The 24,069-nt window shown below is 55.7% G+C and carries 24 protein-coding genes; 6 read left to right on the top strand and 18 right to left on the bottom strand.

The features are described 5' to 3' along the window. Positions 1–12: 12 nt before the first annotated feature. From ACR0JG_RS15625 to ACR0JG_RS15565, 13 genes are all read right to left on the bottom strand, one after another. A complete protein-coding gene (locus ACR0JG_RS15625) occupies positions 13–1,320 on the bottom strand; it encodes an ATPase (protein WP_170636430.1) in 1,308 nt (435 codons plus the stop codon). A gap of 116 nt (positions 1,321–1,436) precedes the next feature. Then, positions 1,437–1,982, bottom strand: a complete 546-nt coding sequence (locus ACR0JG_RS15620) for a prepilin peptidase (protein WP_170636429.1) — start codon at positions 1,980–1,982, stop codon at positions 1,437–1,439. 3 nt (positions 1,983–1,985) lie between these two features. Continuing rightward, positions 1,986–2,837, bottom strand: coding sequence for a tetratricopeptide repeat protein (locus ACR0JG_RS15615; protein ID WP_170397362.1), 852 nt, complete (start codon positions 2,835–2,837; stop codon positions 1,986–1,988). A 30-nt stretch (positions 2,838–2,867) separates the two neighbouring features. Beyond that, a complete protein-coding gene (locus ACR0JG_RS15610) occupies positions 2,868–3,410 on the bottom strand; it encodes a tetratricopeptide repeat protein (protein WP_480570891.1) in 543 nt (180 codons plus the stop codon). Between the two features lie 52 nt (positions 3,411–3,462). Further along, positions 3,463–4,440 carry a type II secretion system F family protein gene (locus tag ACR0JG_RS15605; protein ID WP_170397360.1) on the bottom strand — a complete coding sequence of 326 codons (978 nt, stop codon included), beginning with the start codon at positions 4,438–4,440 and terminating at the stop codon, positions 3,463–3,465. Positions 4,441–4,451: 11 nt separating this feature from the next. Next, positions 4,452–5,420 carry a type II secretion system F family protein gene (locus ACR0JG_RS15600; RefSeq protein ID WP_170397358.1) on the bottom strand — a complete coding sequence of 323 codons (969 nt, stop codon included), beginning with the start codon at positions 5,418–5,420 and terminating at the stop codon, positions 4,452–4,454. Between the two features lie 12 nt (positions 5,421–5,432). Next, entirely contained in the window at positions 5,433–6,872 is a 1,440-nt protein-coding gene (locus ACR0JG_RS15595; RefSeq protein ID WP_170397349.1) for a TadA family conjugal transfer-associated ATPase, read from the bottom strand. A 17-nt stretch (positions 6,873–6,889) separates the two neighbouring features. Beyond that, positions 6,890–8,122: a CpaE/TadZ family protein gene (locus ACR0JG_RS15590; RefSeq protein ID WP_170424297.1), complete on the bottom strand. Its 1,233-nt coding sequence runs from the start codon at positions 8,120–8,122 to the stop codon at positions 6,890–6,892. A 201-nt stretch (positions 8,123–8,323) separates the two neighbouring features. After that, the gene (locus tag ACR0JG_RS15585; protein WP_480570887.1) at positions 8,324–8,950 is read right to left on the bottom strand and encodes an OmpA family protein; all 627 of its coding nucleotides are present in this window, start codon (positions 8,948–8,950) and stop codon (positions 8,324–8,326) included. A gap of 17 nt (positions 8,951–8,967) precedes the next feature. Beyond that, complete coding sequence (locus ACR0JG_RS15580) at positions 8,968–10,374, bottom strand: type II and III secretion system protein family protein (protein ID WP_170397343.1); 1,407 nt, start codon at positions 10,372–10,374, stop codon at positions 8,968–8,970. 196 nt (positions 10,375–10,570) lie between these two features. Continuing rightward, the gene (gene cpaB / locus ACR0JG_RS15575; protein WP_170424295.1) at positions 10,571–11,452 is read right to left on the bottom strand and encodes a Flp pilus assembly protein CpaB; all 882 of its coding nucleotides are present in this window, start codon (positions 11,450–11,452) and stop codon (positions 10,571–10,573) included. Positions 11,453–11,618: 166 nt separating this feature from the next. Then, positions 11,619–11,801, bottom strand: a complete 183-nt coding sequence (locus ACR0JG_RS15570) for a hypothetical protein (protein WP_480570884.1) — start codon at positions 11,799–11,801, stop codon at positions 11,619–11,621. A 94-nt stretch (positions 11,802–11,895) separates the two neighbouring features. After that, entirely contained in the window at positions 11,896–12,093 is a 198-nt protein-coding gene (locus ACR0JG_RS15565; protein ID WP_480570881.1) for a hypothetical protein, read from the bottom strand. Positions 12,094–12,445: 352 nt separating this feature from the next. Here ACR0JG_RS15565 and ACR0JG_RS15560 point away from each other — a divergent pair, with 352 nt between their 5' ends. Next, the gene (locus ACR0JG_RS15560) at positions 12,446–13,312 is read left to right on the top strand and encodes a lytic transglycosylase domain-containing protein (RefSeq protein WP_480570878.1); all 867 of its coding nucleotides are present in this window, start codon (positions 12,446–12,448) and stop codon (positions 13,310–13,312) included. Positions 13,313–13,357: 45 nt separating this feature from the next. On the opposite strand, the gene ACR0JG_RS15555 is transcribed toward ACR0JG_RS15560, so the two are convergent. The 5 genes from ACR0JG_RS15555 to tldD all read right to left on the bottom strand — a co-directional run bounded on the left by ACR0JG_RS15555 (position 13,358) and on the right by tldD (position 20,374). Continuing rightward, positions 13,358–13,984 (bottom strand): 3-oxoacid CoA-transferase subunit B, encoded by a 627-nt coding sequence (locus tag ACR0JG_RS15555; protein WP_170397333.1) that lies wholly within the window; start codon positions 13,982–13,984, stop codon positions 13,358–13,360. Next, a complete protein-coding gene (locus ACR0JG_RS15550) occupies positions 13,984–14,688 on the bottom strand; it encodes a CoA transferase subunit A (protein ID WP_170404323.1) in 705 nt (234 codons plus the stop codon). Before ACR0JG_RS15550 ends, ACR0JG_RS15555 begins: the two co-directional genes overlap by 1 nt. 92 nt (positions 14,689–14,780) lie before the next feature. Then, positions 14,781–17,405 (bottom strand): type I DNA topoisomerase, encoded by a 2,625-nt coding sequence (topA, locus tag ACR0JG_RS15545; protein ID WP_480570875.1) that lies wholly within the window; start codon positions 17,403–17,405, stop codon positions 14,781–14,783. A gap of 169 nt (positions 17,406–17,574) precedes the next feature. Further along, a complete protein-coding gene (gene dprA / locus ACR0JG_RS15540; RefSeq protein WP_480570872.1) occupies positions 17,575–18,711 on the bottom strand; it encodes a DNA-processing protein DprA in 1,137 nt (378 codons plus the stop codon). Positions 18,712–18,952: 241 nt separating this feature from the next. Next, positions 18,953–20,374 carry a metalloprotease TldD gene (tldD, locus tag ACR0JG_RS15535; protein ID WP_480570869.1) on the bottom strand — a complete coding sequence of 474 codons (1,422 nt, stop codon included), beginning with the start codon at positions 20,372–20,374 and terminating at the stop codon, positions 18,953–18,955. 176 nt (positions 20,375–20,550) lie between these two features. On the opposite strand from tldD, the gene coxB reads away from it, so the two are divergent. The 5 genes from coxB (at position 20,551) to ACR0JG_RS15510 (ending at position 24,064) form a co-directional block, all read left to right on the top strand. Continuing rightward, the gene (coxB, locus tag ACR0JG_RS15530) at positions 20,551–21,462 is read left to right on the top strand and encodes a cytochrome c oxidase subunit II (protein WP_170466151.1); all 912 of its coding nucleotides are present in this window, start codon (positions 20,551–20,553) and stop codon (positions 21,460–21,462) included. 74 nt (positions 21,463–21,536) lie between these two features. Beyond that, positions 21,537–22,493, top strand: coding sequence for a heme o synthase (gene cyoE, locus ACR0JG_RS15525; protein WP_170466148.1), 957 nt, complete (start codon positions 21,537–21,539; stop codon positions 22,491–22,493). After that, positions 22,490–22,651 (top strand): hypothetical protein, encoded by a 162-nt coding sequence (locus tag ACR0JG_RS15520; RefSeq protein WP_010441671.1) that lies wholly within the window; start codon positions 22,490–22,492, stop codon positions 22,649–22,651. The genes cyoE and ACR0JG_RS15520 overlap by 4 nt, the downstream gene beginning before the upstream one ends. Next, complete coding sequence (locus ACR0JG_RS15515) at positions 22,651–23,226, top strand: cytochrome c oxidase assembly protein (RefSeq protein ID WP_170466145.1); 576 nt, start codon at positions 22,651–22,653, stop codon at positions 23,224–23,226. The genes ACR0JG_RS15520 and ACR0JG_RS15515 overlap by 1 nt, the downstream gene beginning before the upstream one ends. Positions 23,227–23,248: 22 nt before the next feature. After that, positions 23,249–24,064 (top strand): cytochrome c oxidase subunit 3, encoded by an 816-nt coding sequence (locus tag ACR0JG_RS15510; RefSeq protein WP_170397316.1) that lies wholly within the window; start codon positions 23,249–23,251, stop codon positions 24,062–24,064. Positions 24,065–24,069: the final 5 nt, after the last annotated feature.

The following is a 24,069-nucleotide window of genomic DNA, read 5'->3' as shown; positions in this document are numbered from 1 at the left end:
AGGACAAGGGGATCAGTGAATGATCTTTTCTTCCTTCACGAACATGTTGGCCCAGGCTCGGTCGATCAGGTCCGGACTCATCTGATACGGGATACCCTCAAACTCGCAGATTGAGATCATCTGGTCGATCAGGAAGATCGGCTGATAGTTTGCGTAGATGTTGTTGATGGTCGGGTATTTGACCTTCAGCAAATGCACTAGCGCCGCCTCGTCTAGTGGCATACCGCGCTTGCGGGCGACCATGGCAAAGATCTTCAGGAAGTTCTCTTGGTTCGGGCCGTCGATTTTGATCTTGAAGAAAATCCGGCGCAGGGCCGCTTGGTCGAAAATCTCATTCGGGTGGAAGTTGGTCGAAAAAATAACCAGCGTGTCGAATGGTACTTCGAACTTCTCACCCGATTGCAGGCCAAGGATATCCTTGCTTTCTTCAAGCGGAACAATCCAGCGGTTGATCAGGGCCTGAGGGGGCTCTGCCTGACGTCCAAGGTCGTCCACGATGAAGATGCCGCCGGTGGATTTCAGCTGCAAAGGCGCCTGATAGGTACGCGCGGTGGGGTTGTAGACCAAATCCAGCATGCTCAGTGACAGTTCACCACCAGTCACAACGGTGGGGCGTTCGCATTGAACATAGCGAGTGTCGAACCGCTTGCGGCGGCGCAGACTGCTGGGATCGTCCTCTTCTTGCTCGATCGCGGTGTGCACGATCGGGTCGTAGACCGTAATCACCTGACCGGCATATTCGATTGCGCGCGGAACATAGACGTTGTCCCCCAAAGCATCACGAATGCCGTTCGAGATCGAGGATTTACCATTGCCCGGAGGGCCATACATCAGAATTGAGCGACCGGCGCTGACCGCCGGGCCCAGATGATCCAGCAGGCTGTCGGGCAGAACAAGATGGCCCATCGCGCCAGTTAGCTGGTCGCGTGTGACTTGAATGTTGCGGATCGACTGGCGCTTGACCTGCTCGCGGTAAACATCGAGCGGCACCGGCATCGCACCGAAATATTCAGACTGGCTCAACGCATCCAACGCCCGCGCTTTGCCTGCATCGGTCAGCTGATAGCCCATTTCATTGCCGGAGTTGGCGTTCAGAGTCCCGGTCGCTTCAAGCAGTTTCTGCTCGCGTGCGATATCAACTAGTTCCTGTGTCACGGACCCGGGCAAACAGATGGCACCCGCGATTTCGCTGACCGTATCCACGTTCTTGCGAAAGACGGTCTTCAACAGAATGTCCCGCATCATCACCAGCGGAAGTTGCATTTCTCCCAGGCCTTTAGGGGCAGGGGGGGCAATCACAGAGGAGGTCTGCATATTCATGAGCGGGGCTCGTCCATCCAAAAATCACGCCAAAGGCCCTTGCGGGGCCGCTTTGGAAGAATTTGGCGCGGATTTGTGGCAGGACAAAGGCGCGGGCAAGGCGCGCTGATGATTGTTCACGATCCGTGGATTATGCCCAAAATCAAATAAACTACGAGGCTGCCAGCCAGCGTCAGACCCATGGGGAACTGTTTACCTCGATCCCAGCTTTCCCAATGTGGCGCGATCTGGCGCAGCCGGGTGTATTTCGCCAGCCGGTGGGCAAAGAACGCTCCCAGCAGAGTTGCCGTCAGAATCACCATGACCCACATCAGGTCACCGACCCAGACAAACGCTGCGGCAGCGGCGCAGAACTTCGCGTCTCCGGCCCCCATCACACCAGCTGCATTTAGCACGATGCCGATAACAAGAACGACAACCATGTGAAGCAGCTGCCATCCGTAGACAGGCAGAGACAGGCTTAACGGCCCGATGTTGCCGGGGATCCACGGTCGGGACCACGGTGGCAATGCGATAAGCCCGACGATGAGATAAACAACCGCCAGCGCGACGACAGCGTGGTTCTTGATCCGCATCTCACGCATATCCGTAAAGGCAACGTAGAAACAGATCGGCAGAACAAAAGGTAGAAACCACGCCGCCGCTGCCGCTGGTATGATCATGGATCAGGCGTCCTCAAGGGCCCGAAGCGAGCGGACCGCCTCGTCATAATGCTGCGGGTGGGTGGAAATCGCCTCGCGATAGAGGTTCTTGGCCAGGTTGATATTCCCCTGTTTCACGGCTGAAATGGCCATGGTGTTCAACAGTTTCGCCCGTTCGGTCTGCGTCATTGGGACAACAGGAACGCTGTAGTTGCCCTGTGCGCTGCGCGCCAGAACAAGGTTGTTCTTGGCGGTGAACATAGAATTGTCCTGCCGAATGGCGTCGGTAAACAGCCGCTCGGCTTCCGCATATTGCCCGCGCGTCAGTTTGGAATAGCCCCAGTTGTTCATGACGCCAGCAGGGCGGGTCGTCAGGCCCACTGCGGTTTCGTAGTAATGATCGGCGCGATTCCAGTCTTTTTTGGCATCTGCCACCAGCGCTTCAAGCCGATACCGTTTAAAGGTTTCATATGTAGGAGGGATTTTGTCCAATGTCGCCTTTGCGCCATCCCAGTTGCCGCTGCGAATCTGCGCATCAGCGTATTCGACACGGTCGGCGTTGTTGGCCCCTTTCATGCTCAGCACTCGTTTCCACGCGGCGGAAGCTTCAGTGCTGCGCTTGGCACGGGTCAGCGTGATTGCTAGTCCTCGTTGCAGGTCGATGCGGTCGGGGTTCTTGGCGGCCGCACTTTGGAAATAGGTCACCGCCTCATTGGGATCGGCCGCATTCAGCATCACGTCATTCAGGTTGGTCTCGTCGATGACGTTCACTTCCTGAAAAGTACGTTCAACCTTTTCCTCTTCGGTTTCCTTTGCGCAGGCGGCCAAAACCAGCCCGCACGCCAGCATCGTCGGAATCAAGAAGGGTTGGCGCATTTTTGTGCGTCCTTTACTGCTCTGCCTCTATTACTGGATTTTACGCAGAACAAATTGCCCGTTGCCGCGCTGCTCCAGTTCAAATTCTTGTTCTTGTGGGGTATTATTAACAGGATTTTCCATTTTTGCGAGTGCTAACCGCAGATTGTCGCGGATTGCGTCACTTTCGCCATTGTCCAGCGCATAGGCTCTGCGGAACATCTGCGCGGCTTCGGCATATTCGCCCGTTTCCACCAAGAAGACACCCAGGTTGTTCCATGCCACAGGCCACTCGGGATCGTCCTCGACAGCACGACGCAATAGCGGTTCAGCTTGGCCAATCCGGCGCAATCCCAAATTAGCTGTCCCAAGCGAAGTCAGGATTTGCGGGGTCATACCCTGTTGCAACGCGGCACGGGTGAAGGATTCAAGTGCAAGCTCATATTCGCCCGCCGCCATCAATCGGTTTCCGACGGTCACCTCATCTACCGCAGGCCCATCTGGGTCGACGCCAGGGGCAAACGGATCGTCTATCGCGCCTGTTTCAGTGCAAGAGGCCACCATGGTGAAAACCATGGCGGCCTGAATTGTCATACGAAGGTGCCAACAACCTGATTTGGCAACCCAGCGAAGAAGCGGGAAGGCGTTATCGGTTTCCAAACTCCATAATACCTTTTGCCGAAGGTCCAACAAGGATGACCAGCAGAGGAGGGACGGTCAACATCATTGTCGCAAGGGTCATTTTGGTTGGCAACTTATTCGCTGCCTCTTCGGCGCGCATCACGCGTTTGTCACGCATTTCATCGGCATAAACCCGCAACGCTTCGGCAATGGATGTCCCGAATGTCGCTGATTGGATCATCACGGTGACGAACGCACTAACGTCCTGAACGCCGCATCGCGTCGCGAAGTCGCGCAAAACGGTGTCCTTTTCTTTACCGGCTTTCATTTCGTAGGCGACAACCTCGAACTCAAGCGCGATGTCTGGGTAAGATGCTTTCATCTCAGACGCGACCCGTACAATGGCCTGATCCAAGGACTGCCCGGCCTCGACGCATACCAACATCAGATCGAGCGTATCAGGGAAACCATTTACGATCGCTTCCTTGCGTTCCTCTACGCGCCGCGTGATCCAGTATTTGGGCACGAAGTAACCCGCAATACCAGGTCCCAGAACGCGAATGAGGATTTGTGTCGAGTCAAATTCCTGATCGCCCGCAAACACGGTAACCAGCGAGACGCCGATCAGGATCCCGATTATGCCCAATGCGAACTGAGCGAAGTGATAGAAACGAACCGCGTCCTTGGACTGATAGCCGGCTTGCCTCAACTTGAGTTGAACGGCGGTATACTCTTCTTCGTTCTTTGGTTCTAGAAAGTTGGCGAACTTCTCAAGCTGTTCGTTCCGGCTGGCTGTTCTGAGACGCTCTTTCTTTTCTTTCTTGTTGTTTTTTGGCGGTGAATTTGACCGCTGCAACTTCTTTAGTGGGTCTTCCGGCTGGTTCAGCATCAGCGGGATTGTGACCAGGATCATGAACAATCCCAAAACGCCCACGACAATCAGCGGACCGAATTCACCCAAGTTCTGCTTCAACAGTTCATTGATCTGGTTCAAAAATTCCATCTTTGGGCCTCTTAAACCTTAATGTCGGTCAGGATACGCATGACGATCAGGTTCAGGGTCAGCGTGATGCCGACAAAGAAACATGCCGGAATGAAAAGCGGATCGTCGATTACGGCGTCGTAGTAGTTCGGGTCCTTAACCATGATGAACAGAAGACAGGCGACCGGGAAACCCGACAGGAATTTGCCTGACCATTTGGCTTCGGCGGTGATAGCGTTCACCCGGCGAAACAGTCGGAAACGCGCGCGGATCACCTTGGCCAACCCGGCCAAAATATCGGCAAGGTTACCCCCCGATTGCTGCTGGATCGAAACGGCGACGGCCAAAAACCGTAAATCCTGCATGTCCAGCCGCTCTGCCATATCCTTGAGTGCTTCACCGACATCCCGGCCATAAGCGGATTCATCCGAGATAACACCGAACTCTGTCGCAAGGGGGTCCTCGACCTCGTTAGCAACGATTTGGATCGAGGAAACAAATGGGTTTCCGACGCGAAGTGACCGAACCATCAGTTCCACCGCGTCGGGCAATTGTTCTTCAATCAAGGCCATACGTTTATTGGCTTTGTTATTGACCCAAGCGTACACCGCTCCGACCCCGATCGCGACCGATAGAGCCGCCCGAAGCGTCGGTTCGGTCGCTGTTCCTACGCTCAAACCTACAAAAGCCAGCCCTGAAACCAGCGCCATGATCACAATCAACTGCCGAGGAGAGAAGGCGATCGCCGCCTTCTGCGCCTTGTCTGCCAATAGCGAGTAGAGCGGTATGCTCTGCGACTTCATGTGCTGCTGCATTTCCTTGCGCAGCTGCTCCAGTACTTGCTCGCGCCCGACGCCCTTATCGATCATGTCCAGCCTGCGATTGACGCGGCTGTTCAGGCTGATCGATTTTCCGAATGCGACGAGATAGATACCTTCGACCAGGGCAAAGACCCCGACGAAAATCACGATGTAGATGAGTGCCTCGACAGGCAGTTGCATATCTTGGTTCTCCTACATCGTGGTTGGATCGTAGATCGAGGCGGGCAGATCGAAGCCCCACAGACGGAAGCGCTCGGAATAGTGGCTGCGCACACCTGTGGCGGTGAAATGACCGATGATCTTGTTGTCGGGGGTCAGGCCAACCCGTTGAAATTTAAATATTTCCTGCATCGAGATGACGTCACCTTCCATGCCGGTAATTTCGGTGATTGATGTCATCCGGCGCGAACCATCCTGCAGACGGCTGGCCTGAACGATCAGATTCACAGCCGACGAGATCTGGCTGCGGACCGCTTTGATCGGCATTTCGATCCCCGCCATGGCGATCATGTTTTCAAGACGCGAGATACCGTCACGGGCCGAGTTGGCGTGGATCGTGGTCATTGATCCGTCGTGGCCGGTATTCATGGCCTGCAGCATATCGATCACTTCGGCGCCACGGGTCTCGCCCACGATGATGCGGTCGGGGCGCATCCGCAGGGCGTTTTTCAAACAATCGCGCGGACTGACCTCGCCTTTGCCTTCAACGTTGGGCGGACGGCTTTCCATCCGACCCACATGGGTCTGCTGCAACTGAAGTTCCGCGGTATCCTCAATGGTCAGAATGCGCTCGGCGTCGTCGATAAAGCTCGACAGCGCGTTCAGCGTTGTCGTTTTACCGGAACCGGTACCGCCCGAAACAATGATATTCAGACGAGTCGACACGGCGGCTTGCAGATAGGCTGCCATTTCTTCGGTAAACGCACCGAAATTGACCAGATCGTCGATGCCGAGCTTGTCTTTCTTAAACTTACGAATGGAAACAAGCGAACCATCCACCGCAATCGGTGGCACCATCGCATTGAAACGTGAGCCATCAGCCAAGCGGGCGTCAACATACGGGTTGGATTCATCGACACGGCGACCAACGGCAGAAACGATCTTGTCGATGATCCGCATCAGGTGCTTTTCGTCTTTGAACGTGATGTCGCTGATCTCAAGCTTACCGGCCCGTTCGACAAAAATCTGCTGGGGGCCGTTGACCAGAATATCGTTGACCGAGTCGTCTTGTAGCAGCGCTTCCAGCGGCCCGAGGCCAGTGACCTCGTCATAAAGCTCTTTGTTTAGCTGGCTGCGGTCTTCACGGTTCAGAACGATGTTGCGGGCTTCCAGAACTTCGCTGGCAATCGCGCTGATTTCTGTCCGCAGTTCTGATTCTTCAGCTTTTTCAAGGGCTGCGAGGTTCAGGTTTTCAAGAAGCTCGCGGTGCAGCTCAAGCTTGATTTCGCCCAGCCGTTCCTTGCGCTTGCGTTCCTTGTCGTTTCCAACAACTTCTGCTGCCTTTTTCTTGACCGGCTTGCGCGCAATTGCGTTGGCAGCTGGTGCCGCAGCTGCTGCTGCCGGGGCCTCGACTTTCGACGCCTGGGTTTCAACCGGCTGCGCCGAAGGCTGTTTTTTGTATCTTGAAAACACGGCAGCTCCCCTTTGAGTTATGCGGCTTCGGCGTCACTGCTGCCAAGGCTATGAAGCGATTGAGCCAATTTGGCGATTTCCCGGCGCAGTGGGTTCTTGGCCGCTGAATTTGCCAGCGGTAAACCGTGGTCGCCGCTTTGCATGACGGGTTTGCCGCCATCGGGCAGAAGCAAATCAATGGAAATACCCAGACTTTCGCCCATACGTTTAACCCGGCTTTTACCGTTGAGATCGGTAAATTTCGGAGCCCGATTCATAGCAAATCGCAGTTTGTTGAAGGGTAATTCCTCGGCCTGCAGTGCCCTTTTCAGACGCAATGCGTTCTGGGCCGAGCGCATATCCAGCTCAAGCAACGCAAAATAGACATGGGCGGCCTGCAGAACCGTTTCTGACCAGTGAACAAGTGTTTTTGGCATGTCGATGACGACATAATCAAAATTCGCGCGTGCGGTGTCGATCACACGCTGAATGTCCTCAGGCGTGATGATGTCCAGCGGCACCATGTCAGATGGTGCTGTTAGAACTTGCAGCTTCTCTTCAAACGTCTGGAGCGCTTGTCCGAAAGAGTCTTCGTCCATCGAATCCGTGTCTGAGAGCATTTCGAACACGGCTTCATGACGAGGCAGATCCAAATAGGTCGAAACTGTGCCGTATTGCAGATCCAGATCGATCAGGCACACTTTCGGGGCTTCTTTGGCTGAAACCGTTGCAAGTTCCCATGCCAGATTGACCGCCATGGTTGTAGAACCGACACCACCAGCCAGGCCCTGCACGACAAAAAGCGCCCCTTCTTTCGAGGAGCCGTTAGTCGCAGTAGGCGCTGCTTGTGGTGCCACAACCGGATCGGGTTGTTGCATACGATCGATGGCTTCCTGAAGTTCATTTTCGGGAAGCGGGTAGGGGACAAACTCGTCCGCACCTCTGCGTAGCAGCTGATGCAATGCGGCAGGGGTGACATCCTCGGCGATCAAGACAACCTTGATGCCTTTTTCCTTGGCCTGAGTGATGATCTCACCCATCAGTGTCAGGTTGTCTTCATCATCGCCGTCCAGCGCCAGCGCTACAAATTGAAGCGTCTTGGCTTCGGGTTGGCTAAAGAACGCAAGCGCTTCGGCAAATCCAAGATCACCCCAGCGTTCGCCCAGCGCAGCTTCCATATCCTCGATCAAAAGGTCGAAGTTCTGGACATCACGGCTGATGGTGCAGGCCAAAATGGCGTTATTATCGTCTTGCGGCGTCGCGCTCGTCATTAACACAATCCTCATCGAGAGGGCTGAGCAAACCATTTGAACGCGAGAAGATTCAGTTCTGGTATGCTGTCGCCCGATGCGGTCGATTTTGGCCGCAGGTCACCCAATTGTTCACAAAGTGGCTTGGAAGTTAGGCAAGAATTGGGCGCAAAAGAACCAATTGTAGGGAAATGGGCGACAATGCCGCCCATTTTCGGTATATTAGTTGTCGGTGCCGCCGGCGTCTTCTTGCCGTTGGATATAGCTTTGCGGGATCGCGCTTGAGATGTATTCGCGATAGATCACGTCCGCATATTTTCCATCCAGAATATTTGGATGCCGGTCGAAGAAGCCGGATACCTCGGTCACTGTCCGCCGATTGCGTCGATCCCGATCTTGGGTGGCAACCAACGGCCTGGATTTACCAAAGGAAACAACGGCTTCCAACCGTGAGCGCGATATTCCTTGTCGTGTCAGGAATGCAACGGCGGCATTGGCGCGGCGCTGGCCCAATCGCTTGTTATATGCTTCAGAGCCAACGGCATCGGTGTGCCCATAGACACGGAACCGCGCCTCGGGGAACTGTTTGATCCAGGCCGCCTGCTGTAACAGGATTCGTTGCGCCGAAGCGTCCAATTGCGCGCTATCGAAGGCAAAGTTGATCTGTGTTGGCACCTCGGCAGCGAAACGCCGCGCGAGGATTTGGCCATACGTCAACTCACCATTCATGACCTGAATGTTGTTCAGTGTAGCGTTACCAAACGTGCCCTGATCGATTTCGTACCCGGCCTCGCGTGTACAACCGGCGACAGCAACCGAAAGACCCAGTGTGATGATCCACTTTTCCATTGGTTCTATCCTCTCTATCAGTCCAGCACGTAGCCGTAAGAGGTGCCAAAATCCTGATTGGCAACTTCAGAGGCTGCACCATTTCCGGCGCGTTCAGTCCGAGAGATCTTGCCGTTTACGAACAGATCGAACTCGCTGGGCGGTTTCACACGATCGGTCGGCAGGGCAAGCGCCTCGCCACGAGTGGGCGACACCAGATGCGCGGTAATGATGATGATCAATTCACTCTGCTCACGCTGATACTGAGCGCTCCTGAACAACGCGCCCAATACAGGCACATCGCCAAGCCAGGGAACCTGGCTGTTCAGATCCGTGAAATCATCCTGGATTAGGCCTGCAATGGCAAAGCTCTCACCGTCGCGCAACTCGATGGTTGTCCGTGTTTGACGCGTGATGAAGCTAGGAACATTGTCGCCGTTGATCGTGAAGTTCGCACTCTGGTCGATGCTCGATACTGATGCACCCAGTTCCAGGTTGATCAGGTTGCCATCGACGACGCGCGGAACAAACAGCAGCTGTACGCCAAACTGACGATACTCAATCGCAACGACACCGTCGCCTTGGGGTACTGGGATTGGCACCTCACCACCGGCAAGGAACTCCGCCTCTTGGCCAGACAGTGCAGAAAGATTCGGTTCTGCCAAGCTGCGAACCAAACCCTTGGTTTCAAGGGCTTCCAAAAGCAGTCTAACCTGTGTCGACCCCGCGCCGAAACCGAAGAGAATGGCACCGGAATTTGTCTGAACAAACGGGATGTTGTTCGCCAGTGCGTTGTTCAGTGCGCCCTGGTTATTCAAGGAATTGAAGCCCGCAGTGGTGTCGCCACCGCCAAAGCCCAACGATGCCGACAAGTTTTTGGCTACAGAGCGGTTCATTTCCGCAAAGCGCACTTTCAGCATGACCTGCTGCACGCCACCGACATTCATCAGGTTCGATACACGTTCAGGGGCATACCGTTCTGCCAACTCAAGCGCACGCGCCAGTTTGGCACTGCTGGAAACTGTTCCCGACAAGACGATCCCATCATTGGCGGTCCGAACCTCGATTCGCTCACTGGGAAGAATCTGACGCAAGCGTTCTTTGAATTCCGAAACATCAGGGGAAACACGCACACGCACGTTGGTAATCAGATTACCCGCGCCGTCGAACATTGTCAGGGTGGTTGTACCCGGTGCCCGACCGAGAACATAGATAGTGCGGTCCGACAGGGTCGAAATATCCGCTATGCCTGCATTAGCAATGCTGATGTCTGCGAACGGCTGTTCGCTCTCCACCACGATTGCGCGATTTACGGGGACATCCAGCGTTTCCGCCGTACCCTTTTTAACCACGCGAAGATTTTGGGCCCAAGCGGCATCGCCGATTGGGCTCACAACTAGCGACAACCCCAGCAGGGTTGCGCTGATCCAGGAACGTATTGTCATGTGACCTGCCTCTCCGATCACCACTCGATTTTTTTTGGGTCTTATGCCCTATGCTATGAAACCCTGCGACAGAACCAGATTTATTGCAATAATCAATGGTTTCTGGAAAGTTCCTTATGTGGATTATGCGCAACAACACAAAGAAAGAGACCGCGCAAAATGCGCGGTCTTTGTCTCGTAAAGGTCTGAAAATTAGTTAGTTTGTGCAGGGAATTGGGGTCTCTACCGTCTCGCCGCCACGACGGGTGCGGATTGTGCAGACCTTCTCCGGAGCCGCGACGGGGGCCGGGGCCCTCTCTTCAATGCCAAGCAAAGACTGCTGATCGACTTCAACCACCTCTGCCACCTTGTCATCTTGAGCGCCAACCAGTGCCAGCGACATGCGACCCGTGTTCTGAGCCTGCGCCAAAGCGGCGATCTGTTGTGGCGTCGCTGCAACTGTGACCGTTCGAGCAATGGTTGTGCCGGTCACATCCAGACCCGCCGACTGATCAACAGCGACCAATTCGATGTTCGTCAGTACCAAACGAGTAATCTCACCGCGGCCAGAATCGCTGGTGCCACGTAATGAGCCGGTCCAATACACGTCCACCGTATCGCCCGGGCGCAAAAAGCCTGATACGCCAGATGCCACATCAACGCTTATCGCAAATGCGCGCATTCCCTTGGGCAATTGTGACCTGAGGCCAGCAGTCTCGCCTGGATTGGTGACTTTGACTTCCATAATCGCTTCGTCTTTCTCCATCGCGCGGAGAACGAATCGTTCATTGTTTTTGATTTCCGGGAATAGGGTTGTCATGTCCACGAAGGCACCCTCGGGAATCGCATCCTCAGGCCACTGAACGACGCGGATATCTTCCTGGTTCAAACGTTCGCCGTATTTGAAGGAGCGATTCGAAACCAAAACGCCTACGGTCGGGACGATGCCCGCCTGCGCATTGGCAAGCGCCTCTTCGCGCAACTTGCGTTCCTGAGCAAGTTTGGCCTGATTGTCCGTGATGTATTCGCGTGCCATATAGACAGCACCACCGGCCAACGCGACCCCGATGATAAGAACAAGTCCAAAAACAGCTCGCATTTGTCCCTCTTTTTCTTCTCTGGACCATGACAATCGAAGTCACAGTGATTCAGCATCCAAGTTACTTTTGAATTGTGTCGAAAAAGCGGACAATCCCGCTGCAATTCCTTAAAAAGGTGAATTCGCGCAGAGCGACGGAGAGAAAACGGATTGTTGCGGGTTCACGTTAGTCAAACTCGATTTCTTCAACTTCGACACCAACGATTGGTTGTCCTGCGTTCTGAAGTGATTGACTCAGGAAGAAATACATCGTTGCGGCAAGGCCTGTGACTACAGCAGTCAGGACGACCCAGTCTACCGCAACTGCGCCAATCTCGTCAGTTCTGAAACTCTTTAACTTGTTCAACATTGATTTACACCGGATCAATCTTGTTTGAAAACAAAAGGACCACGTCTTTGTGTAAAGACATGGCCCTAAATTTTAAGACTAGACCGATTAAGTCTTAGTTGTTGGTCGTCGGCAGCGTCACAGTTGCAGAGCCCAGAGCGTCATCGATGTTGCCTGCCAGGCTGCTGGCACCATTGTGGATCTGGTTGTAAGCAACGGCTGCCAGGCCAACAACAGCTGCGGTCAGAACGACCCAGTCTACAGTTACGGCGCCGTCTTCGTCTTTGCGGAAGTTCTTGATGAACTTGATCATGTTATGTCCCTCCTAAAGGATCAAAAATTAATTAACCTCGGCGTCTTTCAGAGCTTTCTCTCTCAGTCCGCTCCCGATCGTCTCGGTATGGATATATGTTTGACCCCTGTGCGTGGCAGGAATTGGGCCAAACCAATATTTTTTTGCTCAAAGCTTAATTTTTTGTTGGTGAATTTAGTAACTAATTGAAAATAAATATAAAAAATCACACCTTTTTTGTACTTCCGTTGTGTGGGCGATGCAAAATGGCGGCAATTGAGGCGAAATTGCCCCAATTCGCTTGGTTTTTCTGGTGTTGCGGGCCGTTATGATGTTCAAAATGCTTCAAAAGATAAGAAATCGAGGCAGGCAAATGTATTTCCGGGACGCAGTATTATGCGCCGGTGCAGCGGTGTTTCTGATGGCGGGTGCGATTCCTGTCACTGCAACCGAAACCGAGCCGCGCGGCGTCTATAAGCGCATAAAGGCCCCGAAACCGGGGACACGTCCGCGCGTGACGATTCAGATCACGCCCGAACAACATGCAGCATCACCATCAGCCCCCAGCACTGGCGCCAAGCTGGAAGTGCCTGAGATTGCCGCTATCGCAAAGCCGCCCCCATCGGTTCCTCAGAAGATTGCGGGGGCGACCAAGCCAGTTGGCTCCTATAAAGCATTCTGGAGCCGGGTATCCCCCGATCTGGCGCAGGCCAGCGCAGGTAGGCTGAGAGAGGCCGTTCAAGCGCTCACTGCCACGGGTGTCGCGGCGCCGCGTCTGCAGACCTTGCAAGACATCGCAGAAAAGCGAGGGGTGGATATTCTACGTTCGACCGTAGGGACCAATGTCTCACCCGCACTTGTCCTGGCCGTTATCTCGGTAGAATCTGCGGGCCGCACACAGGCTGTCAGTTCTGCCGGGGCGCTGGGCTTGATGCAATTGATGCCAGCTACCGCCGAACGTTTTGGGGTAGTGGACAGCCTGAAACCTGAACAGAATATCGAAGGTGGGGTCAAATACCTGCATTGGCTTATGAACGAGTTCGACAATGACCCGATTCTCGTATTGGCAGGCTACAATGCGGGCGAAGGGGCCGTGCGCAAGTATAGTGGTGTGCCACCCTATGCCGAGACCAGAGACTACGTGCCCAAGGTTCTGGCCGCGTTTCAGGTCGCGAGTGCTCTTTGTACAACAACACCGCAGTTCGTTTCGGACCCCTGCATTTTTCAGACTTCGAACTAAAAAAGGCCCGCGTCGCAGCGGGCCTTATGTTTCATTGACCTGAGGTCAATCTACGATTGTTGCCTGAGTCGCTCCTCGCATCTCGTCCTCGCTGACGCCATCGGCCAGTTCGACGATCTTCAGGCCGCCTTCGACGACATCCAGAACACCCAGATTGGTGATGATGCGATCCACAACGCCTTGGCCAGTCAGAGGCAGCGTGCATTCCTTCAGCACTTTTGAATCACCGTGCTTGTTGGTGTGATCCATCACTACGATCACGCGACCAACGCCAGCGACCAGATCCATCGCACCGCCCATACCTTTGACCAGCTTGCCGGGAATCATCCAGTTGGCCAGGTCTCCTTTCTCGTCCACTTCCATCGCACCCAAAATCGCAGCAGCGATCTTACCGCCTCGGATCATGGCGAACGAGGTCGCGCTATCGAAGTAAGAGGTGCGGGACAGTTCGGTGATCGTCTGCTTGCCTGCGTTGATCAGGTCAGCGTCTTCCTCGCCCTCAAACGGGAAAGGCCCCATGCCCAGCATACCGTTTTCGGACTGTAGGGTGATGTCCTTGTCCCCTACATAGTTCGCCACCAGCGTCGGAATACCGATGCCGAGGTTCACATACATGCCGTCTTCCAGCTCTTCTGCCGCACGTGCGGCCATCTGATTGCGATCCCAGGGCATTATGCGTCCTCCTTCTTGCGGGTGGTGCGCTGTTCGATGCGCTTTTCGTGGCTGCCTTGGATAATGCGATGCACATAGATGCCGGGCAGGTGGATGCCATCCGGGTCCAGCGAGCCGCGCGGGACGATTTCTTCAACCTCAGCCACACAAATCTTGCCGCAAGTCGCTGCGGGCACGTTAAAGTTGCGGGCGGTCTTGCGGAACACGAGGTTCCCGGTGTCATCGGCTTTCCACGCCTTTACGATCGCGAGGTCGGCGAAGATGCCTTCCTCCATGATATAGGTCTCGCCGTTGAAGTCCTTGTGCTCTTTGCCTTCCGCGATCACCGTTCCTACGCCCGTCTTGGTGTAAAACCCGGGGATGCCAGCGCCACCGGCCCGCATCCGCTCGGCCAGTGTGCCTTGTGGATTGAATTCCAGCTCCAGTTCTCCACTCAGATACTGGCGCATGAATTCGGCGTTTTCCCCAACGTAAGAGCTGATCATCTTTTTGACCTGCTTAGTCTGCAGCAGGATGCCGATGCCAAAATCATCCACACCTGCGTTGTTTGAGGCAAACGTCAGGTCCTTCGCGCCTGAGGCCTTGATCGCTTCAAGCAGCATTTCCGGGATACCGCACAGCCCAAAGCCGCCCGCAGCGATCAGCATGCCGTCCGATATCACCCCATCGAGCGCCTCATCGGCATTGTCATAGATTTTCTTCATGGAAAACTCCCCCAATGACATGGTGTTGGGCCGATTTGTGCCGCCACGTCACGGGGAAGTCAACGAATCCAAGGGGCAGGTGGTATTTCTACCTAACTTGCTTTCTTGGTGGTCTTCTTGGCAGCAGCTTTCTTCTTGGGGGCTGCCTTTTTCTTTGTGCCTTTCTTGGCCGCGCGTTCATTGACCAGTTCGATGGCCATTTCCTGGGTCACATCCTCGGGTTTGATGTCTTTGGGGATCGTCGCGTTGACCTTTTCCCATTTCACATACGGTCCATAGCGCCCGTCCAGTACCTGCATCGCGCCGCCATCGGGATGGTCGCCCAGCTCTTTCAGCGGCTTCGCGGCCGCCCGACGTCCGCGACCTGGATTGGCGCGTTTTTCGGCCAACAGTTCGACGGCGCGGTTCATGCCGATCTCAAACACATCGTTCGGGTCTTTGAGGTTGGCGTAGACAGGCTTTGCCTCGTCGGCCAACTGATGCATTAGATAAGGTCCAAAGCGACCAAAGTTCGAACTGATCATGCCACCTTCGGGGTGCTCGCCGATCTGACGGGGCAAGGACAGAAGCGTCAGAGCTTTCTCCAGATCCATGTCGTCTTTGCTCCAGCCACGGGGCAGGGACGCACGAGGAGGCTTCTTGTTCTCAGGCGTGGGCTCTCCACGCTGGACATATGGCCCAAAGCGACCGGATTTCAGCCAGATCTCATCGCCCGCATCTTCGCCCAGCAAACGCTCGTCACCTTCCGCGCCCTCACCAGCGATCGGACGGGTATAAGTGCACTCAGGATAGTTGCCACAACCGACAAACCCGCCGGTGCGCGAAGTTTTTAGATGTAACTGGCCAACACCGCATTTCGGGCAAATGCGCGGGTCCGAGCCATCTTCACGCGGCGGATACAGCTGCGGTGCCAGCGCTTCGTCCAGCTTGTCCAGCACTTCCGAGATACGCAGCTCCGATGTCTCACCAATCGCGGCAGAGAAATCGCGCCAGAACTTTCCCAGCAGATCCTTATAGTCGCGTTCACCTGCGCTGACGTCGTCAAGCTCTTCTTCCAGATTGGCGGTGAACTCGTAGCCCACATACTGGCGAAAGAAATTCAGCAGGAAGATGGTGACGATCCGGCCCTTTTCTTCTGGGATCAGCCGATTCTTGTCTTTACGTACATATTCACGATCCTGAATCGTGGTGACAATCGAGGCATAGGTCGACGGACGCCCGATCCCCAGCTCTTCCATCCGTTTGACCAGCGTCGCCTCTGTATAGCGCGGCGGCGGTTGGGTGTGGTGCTGCAGCGCCAGAACGGATTCGTTCTCGGCCAGAATGGCGGCCTTTTCCGAGTCGGCGGTGGCCTTGGCAAACTGATCACGCAGCGAGGTCTTGGCAAAACGTGCGGGATCGCCCTGCATGATCTGTGGCAAGCGCTTGTCGTCATCGTCGACCACGTCATCGCGGCCTTCTTCGTAAACGCGCATGAAGCCATCGAACAGCACCACCTGACCAGTGGCGCGCAGGCCAACCTGACCGTCCGTGCTGGTAATCTCAACAGTCGTGCGTTCAAGCCGTGCGGCAGCCATCTGACAGGCAATGGTGCGTTTCCAGATCAGATCATAAAGCTTGCGCTGATCCTCATCGGTCACCTTCAGCGCCTTGGCATCGCGCGACATATCTGTCGGGCGAATACACTCGTGTGCTTCCTGAGCGTTTTTGGCCTTGTTTTTGTACATGCGCGGGCTGTCTGGCACGTATTCCGCACCATAACGGTCGGCGATTACATCGCGCGCTGCCGCCACGGCCTCGGGGGCCATGTCGATGCCGTCGGTTCGCATGTAGGTGATGTATCCGGCCTCATACAGTCGCTGGGCCACCTGCATCGCATGGCGTGCACCCATGCCGAACTTGCGGCTGGCTTCTTGCTGCAAGGTCGACGTCATGAACGGGGCAGAGGGGTTGCGCGCGGCAGGCTTGGCCTCGACCGATGTCACGCTCAGATCACGGCTGGTGATCGCCTGAACCGCCAGTTCGGCTTGCGTTGCGTTGGCCAGATCGTGCTTGTCCAGTTTCTTGCCTGCCAGCGTGACCAGACGCGCCTCGTAGGTCTGGCCCCGAGGCGTCTCGAACACAGCTTTGACCGACCAGTATTCGACCGGCTTGAAGGCTTCGATCTCCATCTCGCGTTCAACGATGAGGCGCAGGCAGACCGATTGCACGCGCCCCGCTGAACGGGCACCCGGCAACTTGCGCCACAGAACGGGTGACAGGTTGAACCCTACCAGATAGTCCAACGCGCGGCGGGCCAGGTAAGCCTCGACCAGCGGCATATCGACCTCACGCGGGTTCTGCATCGCCTCGGTCACGGCGTCCTTGGTGATCGCGTTGAACGTCACACGGCTGACTGGCGTGTCCTTCTTGATCGAACGCCGCTTGGTCAGCGCTTCTTGGAGGTGCCAGCTGATTGCCTCGCCTTCTCGATCAGGGTCGGTCGCGAGGATCAGTGCGTTGTCTTCTTTCAGAGCGTCGGCGATCGCCTTGACATGCTTACGGCTGTCATTGCCGACCTCCCATTTCATTGAAAATTCATGCTCGGGATCGACCGACCCATCCTTCGGCGGCAGGTCCCGCACATGGCCATATGAGGCCAAAACGGTGTAGTCGGGGCCAAGATATTTATTGATCGTTTTTGCTTTGGCCGGAGATTCTACAACAACTACGGGCATTTAAGAGGAATCCTCGCTCGACGGATTTTGCGCTTTGTATGACCGTGCAAAATGTGTGGGGCAAGATCGAATTGTCAATGCGTTCGTTTTCACCACCAAAAATACTTTGTATTAAAGCCTGATCTGGTCGTGCCGCTCGCGGAATCAGGTGTCGAATCCATTCGATAACTTAGGCGCAAAGTGACAGCAGGCCGCCTGGTTGTCGCTGAATCTTGCCCTCAAGCTCCAGATCGACCAACACAGGGCCGACTTCGCCCGCAGATGCAGCGATGTCTCGGATCAACTGGTCTTCTGCGATCGGAGATGGGCCAAGTCGAGTCAGAATCGCCTCGTGCAAGGCTTGGGGCGTGATTTCGGCTGAGTCTGCCTCGGGTCCAAGGGGTAGGATTTGTTGGGCAGAGGATTGTAGCTGTTGCTTGGGCAAAGCATCAATCACGTCTTCTGCATTGCGGACGAGTGTCGCCCCGTCTCGGATCAGCAGATTGCATCCTGCCGCGCGGGCGTCAAAGGGATGGCCGGGCACGGCCAGAACCTCGCGCCCTTGGTCCAGGGCGTCCCGCGCGGTGATCAAGCTGCCGGATTTCGCCGCGGCCTCGACAACGACCACTGCCTGCGCCAGACCCGAGATAATGCGATTGCGGCGCGGAAAATGTCGTGCCTGAGGTGTTGTGCCCATCGGTTGTTCAGACAGGCGAAGACCGGTTTCTGCGATATCTCGCGCAAGATCGGCATTTTCGGCCGGATAAATCACATCTACCCCACCTGCTAACACTGCCACAGTACCGGTCGCCAACGTGGCGAGGTGCGCCGAGGTGTCAATGCCGCGGGCAAGCCCCGAGACCACGACATAGTCTTGCTTACCCAGATCCGTCGCCAACGCCCGCGCCATGCGCGCGCCCAGCGAAGAACAGTTCCGTGCCCCGACCATGGCAATTGCCCGGCGTTTCAAGATCGACGGATCGCCGATTGCCCAAAGCATCGGGGGCGCATCCGAAAGGTCACATAACGCGTAAGGGTAATCGGCGGCCCCAAGGCACAAAAGCCGCGCTTTGGCGACCTTTGCGGCCTTGAGCTCCGCCTCAATTACGCCGGGCGGGCAGATTTCATAATCCTCGATCCCGGCAGCGCGCGCCATTTCCGGCAACGCGGCCAGCGCGTTCTGCGCCGAGCCATGTTCGCGCAATAAGCGCCGGAATGTTGCCGGCCCTACTTTGCGTGAGCGCAACAGACGGAGCCAGGAAAACCGGTCCTCTTCCGTGGTGGGTGGGAGTGGGGGGTGATTGGAAGAAAGCTGCTCTTCGGTCATCCGATGCTCCGCCTGATTGCAAAACTGGTTTACGGTGCAGCGGGTTAACAGCCTGTGAATCTTAGAAAATTAGATCGGTATTTTTCGAATCCATCCCTCGGAGAGATGATTATCTCATTGAAAGAAAAAGAGAAAATTCGTGCGAATTTTCTTGGCACACATAGTCCATGGTTGAGTTTTTGATTTGACGCGAAGGGTAGTGTGTTAACCCTTCGCGCCTTGATTCTTCTTTTGAGCCGACTCAGGTGGCAGAGCCGCCCACAGTCAGCCCATCCATCAAAACGGTAGGTTGGCCGACACCGACCGGCACCCATTGCCCATCCTTGCCACATGTGCCCATGCCGGGATCCAGCGCCATGTCATTGCCCAGTCCCCGAATGCGTTTTAGCGCCGAGGGGCCGTCGCCAATCAGCGTCGCGCCTTTGACCGGAGCGCCGATCTTGCCGTTCTCGACACGATATGCCTCGGTGCAGGAGAACACGAACTTGCCGTTGGTGATGTCGACCTGGCCACCGCCGAAGCCCACAGCCCAGATGCCGTCTTTGATATCTGCCACCAACGAGGCCGGATCGGCATCGCCACCCAACATGATCGTATTGGTCATGCGCGGCATCGGTTTATGGGCATAGCTTTGACGCCGGCCGTTCCCGGTTGGAGCAACGCCCATCAGGCGTGCGTTCTGGCGGTCCTGCATATATCCGGTGAGGATTCCATCCTCGATCAGAACTGTACGCGAACTGGGTGTACCCTCGTCATCCACTGATATCGAACCGCGTCGGTCTGCAATCGTCCCATCATCCACGACTGTTACACCTTTCGAAGCGATCTGCTGCCCCATCAGCCCGGCAAAAGCGGAACTGCCCTTGCGGTTGAAATCACCTTCAAGCCCGTGGCCGATGGCCTCGTGCAACAGAATACCGGGCCAACCGGGGCCCAACGCGACTTCCATTACGCCGGCAGGGGCAGGGACGGCATCCAGATTGACCATAGCGATCCGCAGAGCCTCACGCGCCTTATCTTGCCAGTCTGAGGGATCGATCAAGCCATCCAGCCCCACGCGACCGCCACCTCCGGCAGAACCGCTTTCGCGTCTGCCGTTCTGTTCTACTATAACCGAGATGTTCAGGCGGGTCATCGGGCGTATATCGCGCACCTGCACACCATCGGGGCGAAGAATCTCGACCTCCTGCACTGCAGCGGCAATCGTGGCGCTGACTTGCACAACCCGGGAATCCAGACCACGGGTAAAAGCGTCTATCTCGCGCAGTGTCTCGATTTTGACCGGGAAGGCGGCGGATTCGATCGGGTCTTCATCGGTATATAACCTGGTATTGGTGGCACGTGGTGGCCCGGCCAGCGTCCCACCACCATCGCCGACCGCCAACCGTGCGGTTTCGGCTGCGCGCTTCAGAGAGGGAATCGAAACATCCGTTGAATGCGCGTATCCAGCCACTTCACCCTGCACCGCGCGAAAACCGAATCCCTCGGAAGCGTCGTAAGAGGCCGTGCGCAATCGACCGTCATCAAACACCAAAGATTCGGATTTGCGCCGTTCTACGAACAGTTCCCCATCCTCGGCGCCATCAGTTGCAGCCTTCAGTACAGCAAGCGCTTCATCCTTGGGAAGAACGCTTTCAAACGGGCGAAACGGGGCCTGAGTCATCAGTTGTGACCTTTCGGGTTTGATCCAGATCAAAAATAGCGTCTGTTTGACGCAAGCATTTTGCTTTATCTACCCGACGGAATATGGTTTTTAACGCGGCCAAAGACAACGGGAGAGGTGCGACCGATTCACACCTTTTCGCGAGAGACGCAAAGATCAAACGATCAGGACAGAAAATGAAGAATGCTTTGATGCTTTCCGGGCTTGCTACGGCCCTCTCCAGCCTTCCCGCCATGGCTCAGGAGCTTGAGATTATTGGCAAGCCGGTTGACGGCGGCATGGGGTTCCAGCCTGCTGCCACCAGCCTTGCCGAAGGGATTCAGTCGCTGGACAACATGATTCTGGTGATCATCACCGCGATCTGTGTGTTTGTTGCGGGTCTGCTGGTTTACTGCATCGTACGCTACAACCAGCGCGTAAACCCGAACCCGGCTCGGTTCTCGCATTACACTCCGGTTGAGATTGCTTGGACTTTGGGCCCGATCCTGATTCTGGTCTTCATCGGGGCTTTCTCGCTGCCGGTTCTTTTCAAGCAACAAGAGATTCCCGAAGGCGACATCACCATCAAAGTCGTGGGGAACCAGTGGTACTGGACCTACGAATATGTCGATCATGAATTTGCCTTCGATAGCTATCTCCTGGGCCACCCGGCCACCTTGGACGAGGGCGCGCGCCCGGCGGATGCCGACGTAACACCGTTTGTTCTGGACGATGCGATGCGGGCGAAGCTGGCCGATGCAGGCTATGGCGAAGACGAATGGCTTCTCGCCACCGATACCGCCGTCGTTGTTCCGGTTGGCAAGATTGTCGTGATGCAGGTTACCGCATCGGACGTGATCCATTCCTGGACCATTCCTTCGTTCGGCGTGAAGCAGGACGGCGTTCCTGGTCGTCTGGCCGAACTGTGGTTCGAAGCGGACAAGGAAGGCGTCTATTTCGGACAGTGTTCTGAGCTGTGCGGTAAAGACCATGCCTATATGCCAATCACTGTCAAAGTGGTCAGCGAAGAGGCATATGAACAGTGGCTACAGGGCGCGCTTGAAGAGTATGCAGGTCAGCCTGCTTCCTACCAAGTGGCCTCGAACTAAGCCCTTTGCGGCCTAGGTAAACACATGCGGGCTGCGCGGAAATCGCGCAGCTTTTGCCCCGAAAAGGACCGGATATGAGCGACGCAAGCTTCAATGCCAGCACCGTCTCTGCGCAGACCCGCGCGGACGAGGCCAGCTTTGGTGATTATTTCGCCCTGCTGAAGCCGCGCGTGATGTCGCTGGTCGTATTCACGGCTTTGGTCGGACTGCTTGCGGCTCCGGTTCCGATACATCCGTTTGTTGGCTTCTGCGCCATCCTGTTCATCGCTATTGGTGGCGGTGCATCCGGCGCGCTGAACATGTGGTGGGACGCGGATATCGACCGCGTGATGAAGCGCACCAAAGGCCGTCCAATCCCCTCTGGCAAAGTTGAAGAAGGCGAGGCATTGGCGCTTGGTCTGGCTCTGTCTGGCCTGTCCGTGATTATGCTGGGTTTGGCAACCAACTGGTTTGCAGGGGCGTTTCTGGCCTTCACTATTTTCTTCTATGTTGTCGTCTACACGATGTGGCTGAAACGCTCGACGCCTCAGAACATCGTCATTGGTGGTGCCGCGGGGGCGTTCCCGCCGGTTATCGGATGGGTCGCGGCCACTGGCTCGATGACGCTCGAACCGTGGTTGATGTTTGCCCTGACATTCATGTGGACACCTCCGCATTTCTGGGCGTTGGCCTTGTTCATGCGCTCGGACTATGACGATGCCGGGGTGCCGATGTTGACCGTCACCCATGGTCGACGCGCGACGCGCTGGCATATTCTGGTCTATACCGCGTTGCTGGCGTTGCTGGCGGTGGGGACTGCGTTCTCGGATATCGGAGGCCCGATTTATCTAGTTGTTGCGCTGGTTCTGAATGGCTTGTTTCTGCGGGGGGCCTGGCAGATTTCTCGTCGAAACGAAGACGATTCGGAGGCCGATAACTTCAAGGTCGAACGCAGTTTCTTCAAGCTGTCGCTGCTGTACCTCTTCCTGCATTTTGGCGCGATTCTGGCCGAAGCGCTACTGAAACCCTATGGTCTGGGGGGCTGGTCATGAGCTTGCGTAAAAGCCACGAACTGCATCAGCGCCGGTTCAGCCGCAATCTGGGCGTGGGCCTGACACTGGCCGCGTTCATCGTGATCATCTTTGGATTGACGATCGTGAAGGTCTCGGGCACTGATTTCAATATGGCACCACAGGAGGTGCAGAACTGATGGCGCTGACCGGTCCTCAGAAAACTGTTGCGCAGACGGTTGGTGTGGTTGTCCTGATGGGCAGCCTCGCTTGGGCTGCTGTGCCTTTTTATGACTGGTTCTGCCGGGTCACCGGGTTTGGTGGGACCACCGGCGTGGCCGAAGTTGCTCCTGACGAGATTCTGGACCGCACCATCACCGTGCGCTTTGACGCCTCAAAAGCCAAAGACATGGCCTGGGAATTCAAGCCGGTCGAGCGCGAGATGGAAGTCCGCATTGGTGAGACTGGCCTGGCCTTCTATGAAGCCTATAATCCAACCGACCGCCCGATTGCGGGGCAGGCGTCGTACAATGTCGCCCCGTATTCTGCCGGTGGATATTTCCAGAAAATTGCCTGTTTCTGCTTTGAAGAGCAGGTTCTGCAGCCCGGAGAGCGGGTTGAGATGCCGGTGACTTTCTTCGTCGACCCGGAAATGGTCGAAGATTTGGAAGCCAAGTATGTGCATACGATAACGCTGTCGTATACATTCTATGAGATTGATCTGCCCGAGGGCTATGCCGCCCTTGATGTGCAGGCTGAGACAAACAAGAACTAACGCCTGTAGGTGAGGGACGCTGATGGCACACGCAAAAGACCATGATTACCACATTCTGAACCCGTCAATCTGGCCACTGATCGGCGCGGTAAGCGGATTTGTGATGCTGTTCGGGGCCGTTCTTTGGATGCACGGGATTACCCCGTGGATCTTCTGGATGGGGCTGGTCGGGGTTCTTTATACCATGTTTGCATGGTGGTCCGAAGTCGTGGTTGAAAGCCGTCAGGGCGATCATACGCCGGTCGTGCGTATCGGCCTGCGCTATGGCTTTATCCTGTTCGTGATGTCCGAGGTGATGTTCTTCTTCGCCTGGTTCTGGTCGTTCTTCAAACATCGCATGTATCCGATGTACGACTATGCCGGTACTGAATACATCCAGCCGGATATCCACGCCGTTGATCCGTTCCACCTGCCGCTGATCAACACTTTGGTCCTGTTGCTGTCGGGTTGTGCGATTACTTGGGCCCACCACGCGCTTGTTCATGACAATGACCGCAAGGCGCTGATCAATGGTCTGGCCATTGGTATCGTTCTGGGCATCGCCTTTACTGCGCTTCAGGCGTTTGAATACTATGAGTTACTGGCCCATGAGGGTTGGGAGTTCGGTGGCGATCAGTTCTATTCGAACTTCTTCATGGCAACCGGTTTCCACGGCGCGCATGTGATTATCGGCACCATCTTCCTGTCGGTCTGTCTGATCCGCGCCCTGAAGGGGGACTTTACGCCCGAGAAACACGTCGGTTTCGAGGCTGCCGCTTGGTACTGGCACTTCGTTGACGTCGTCTGGCTGTTCCTGTTTTTCGCCGTCTACATCTGGGGTCAGGCCCCGCTGATGTAACGCCA

The organism is Ruegeria sp. AD5 (genome assembly GCF_056542345.1).
This window is presented reverse-complemented; position numbering and strand designations above follow the sequence as displayed.

Bases quoted from the DNA above. Each gene is read 5' to 3' on its own strand.
- ACR0JG_RS15625 (WP_170636430.1), bottom strand. From the start codon at position 1,320: ATGAATATGCAGACCTCCTCTGTGATTGCCCCCCCTGCCCCTAAAGGC.
- ACR0JG_RS15620 (WP_170636429.1), bottom strand. From the start codon at position 1,982: ATGATCATACCAGCGGCAGCGGCGGCGTGGTTTCTACCTTTTGTTCTG.
- ACR0JG_RS15615 (WP_170397362.1), bottom strand. From the start codon at position 2,837: ATGCGCCAACCCTTCTTGATTCCGACGATGCTGGCGTGCGGGCTGGTT.
- ACR0JG_RS15610 (WP_480570891.1), bottom strand. From the start codon at position 3,410: ATGACAATTCAGGCCGCCATGGTTTTCACCATGGTGGCCTCTTGCACT.
- ACR0JG_RS15605 (WP_170397360.1), bottom strand. From the start codon at position 4,440: ATGGAATTTTTGAACCAGATCAATGAACTGTTGAAGCAGAACTTGGGT.
- ACR0JG_RS15600 (WP_170397358.1), bottom strand. From the start codon at position 5,420: ATGCAACTGCCTGTCGAGGCACTCATCTACATCGTGATTTTCGTCGGG.
- ACR0JG_RS15590 (WP_170424297.1), bottom strand. From the start codon at position 8,122: ATGACGAGCGCGACGCCGCAAGACGATAATAACGCCATTTTGGCCTGC.
- ACR0JG_RS15585 (WP_480570887.1), bottom strand. From the start codon at position 8,950: ATGGAAAAGTGGATCATCACACTGGGTCTTTCGGTTGCTGTCGCCGGT.
- ACR0JG_RS15580 (WP_170397343.1), bottom strand. From the start codon at position 10,374: ATGACAATACGTTCCTGGATCAGCGCAACCCTGCTGGGGTTGTCGCTA.
- cpaB (WP_170424295.1), bottom strand. From the start codon at position 11,452: ATGCGAGCTGTTTTTGGACTTGTTCTTATCATCGGGGTCGCGTTGGCC.
- ACR0JG_RS15570 (WP_480570884.1), bottom strand. From the start codon at position 11,801: ATGTTGAACAAGTTAAAGAGTTTCAGAACTGACGAGATTGGCGCAGTT.
- ACR0JG_RS15565 (WP_480570881.1), bottom strand. From the start codon at position 12,093: ATGATCAAGTTCATCAAGAACTTCCGCAAAGACGAAGACGGCGCCGTA.
- ACR0JG_RS15560 (WP_480570878.1), top strand. From the start codon at position 12,446: ATGTATTTCCGGGACGCAGTATTATGCGCCGGTGCAGCGGTGTTTCTG.
- ACR0JG_RS15555 (WP_170397333.1), bottom strand. From the start codon at position 13,984: ATGCCCTGGGATCGCAATCAGATGGCCGCACGTGCGGCAGAAGAGCTG.
- ACR0JG_RS15550 (WP_170404323.1), bottom strand. From the start codon at position 14,688: ATGAAGAAAATCTATGACAATGCCGATGAGGCGCTCGATGGGGTGATA.
- topA (WP_480570875.1), bottom strand. From the start codon at position 17,405: ATGCCCGTAGTTGTTGTAGAATCTCCGGCCAAAGCAAAAACGATCAAT.
- dprA (WP_480570872.1), bottom strand. From the start codon at position 18,711: ATGACCGAAGAGCAGCTTTCTTCCAATCACCCCCCACTCCCACCCACC.
- tldD (WP_480570869.1), bottom strand. From the start codon at position 20,374: ATGACTCAGGCCCCGTTTCGCCCGTTTGAAAGCGTTCTTCCCAAGGAT.
- coxB (WP_170466151.1), top strand. From the start codon at position 20,551: ATGAAGAATGCTTTGATGCTTTCCGGGCTTGCTACGGCCCTCTCCAGC.
- cyoE (WP_170466148.1), top strand. From the start codon at position 21,537: ATGAGCGACGCAAGCTTCAATGCCAGCACCGTCTCTGCGCAGACCCGC.
- ACR0JG_RS15520 (WP_010441671.1), top strand. From the start codon at position 22,490: ATGAGCTTGCGTAAAAGCCACGAACTGCATCAGCGCCGGTTCAGCCGC.
- ACR0JG_RS15515 (WP_170466145.1), top strand. From the start codon at position 22,651: ATGGCGCTGACCGGTCCTCAGAAAACTGTTGCGCAGACGGTTGGTGTG.
- ACR0JG_RS15510 (WP_170397316.1), top strand. From the start codon at position 23,249: ATGGCACACGCAAAAGACCATGATTACCACATTCTGAACCCGTCAATC.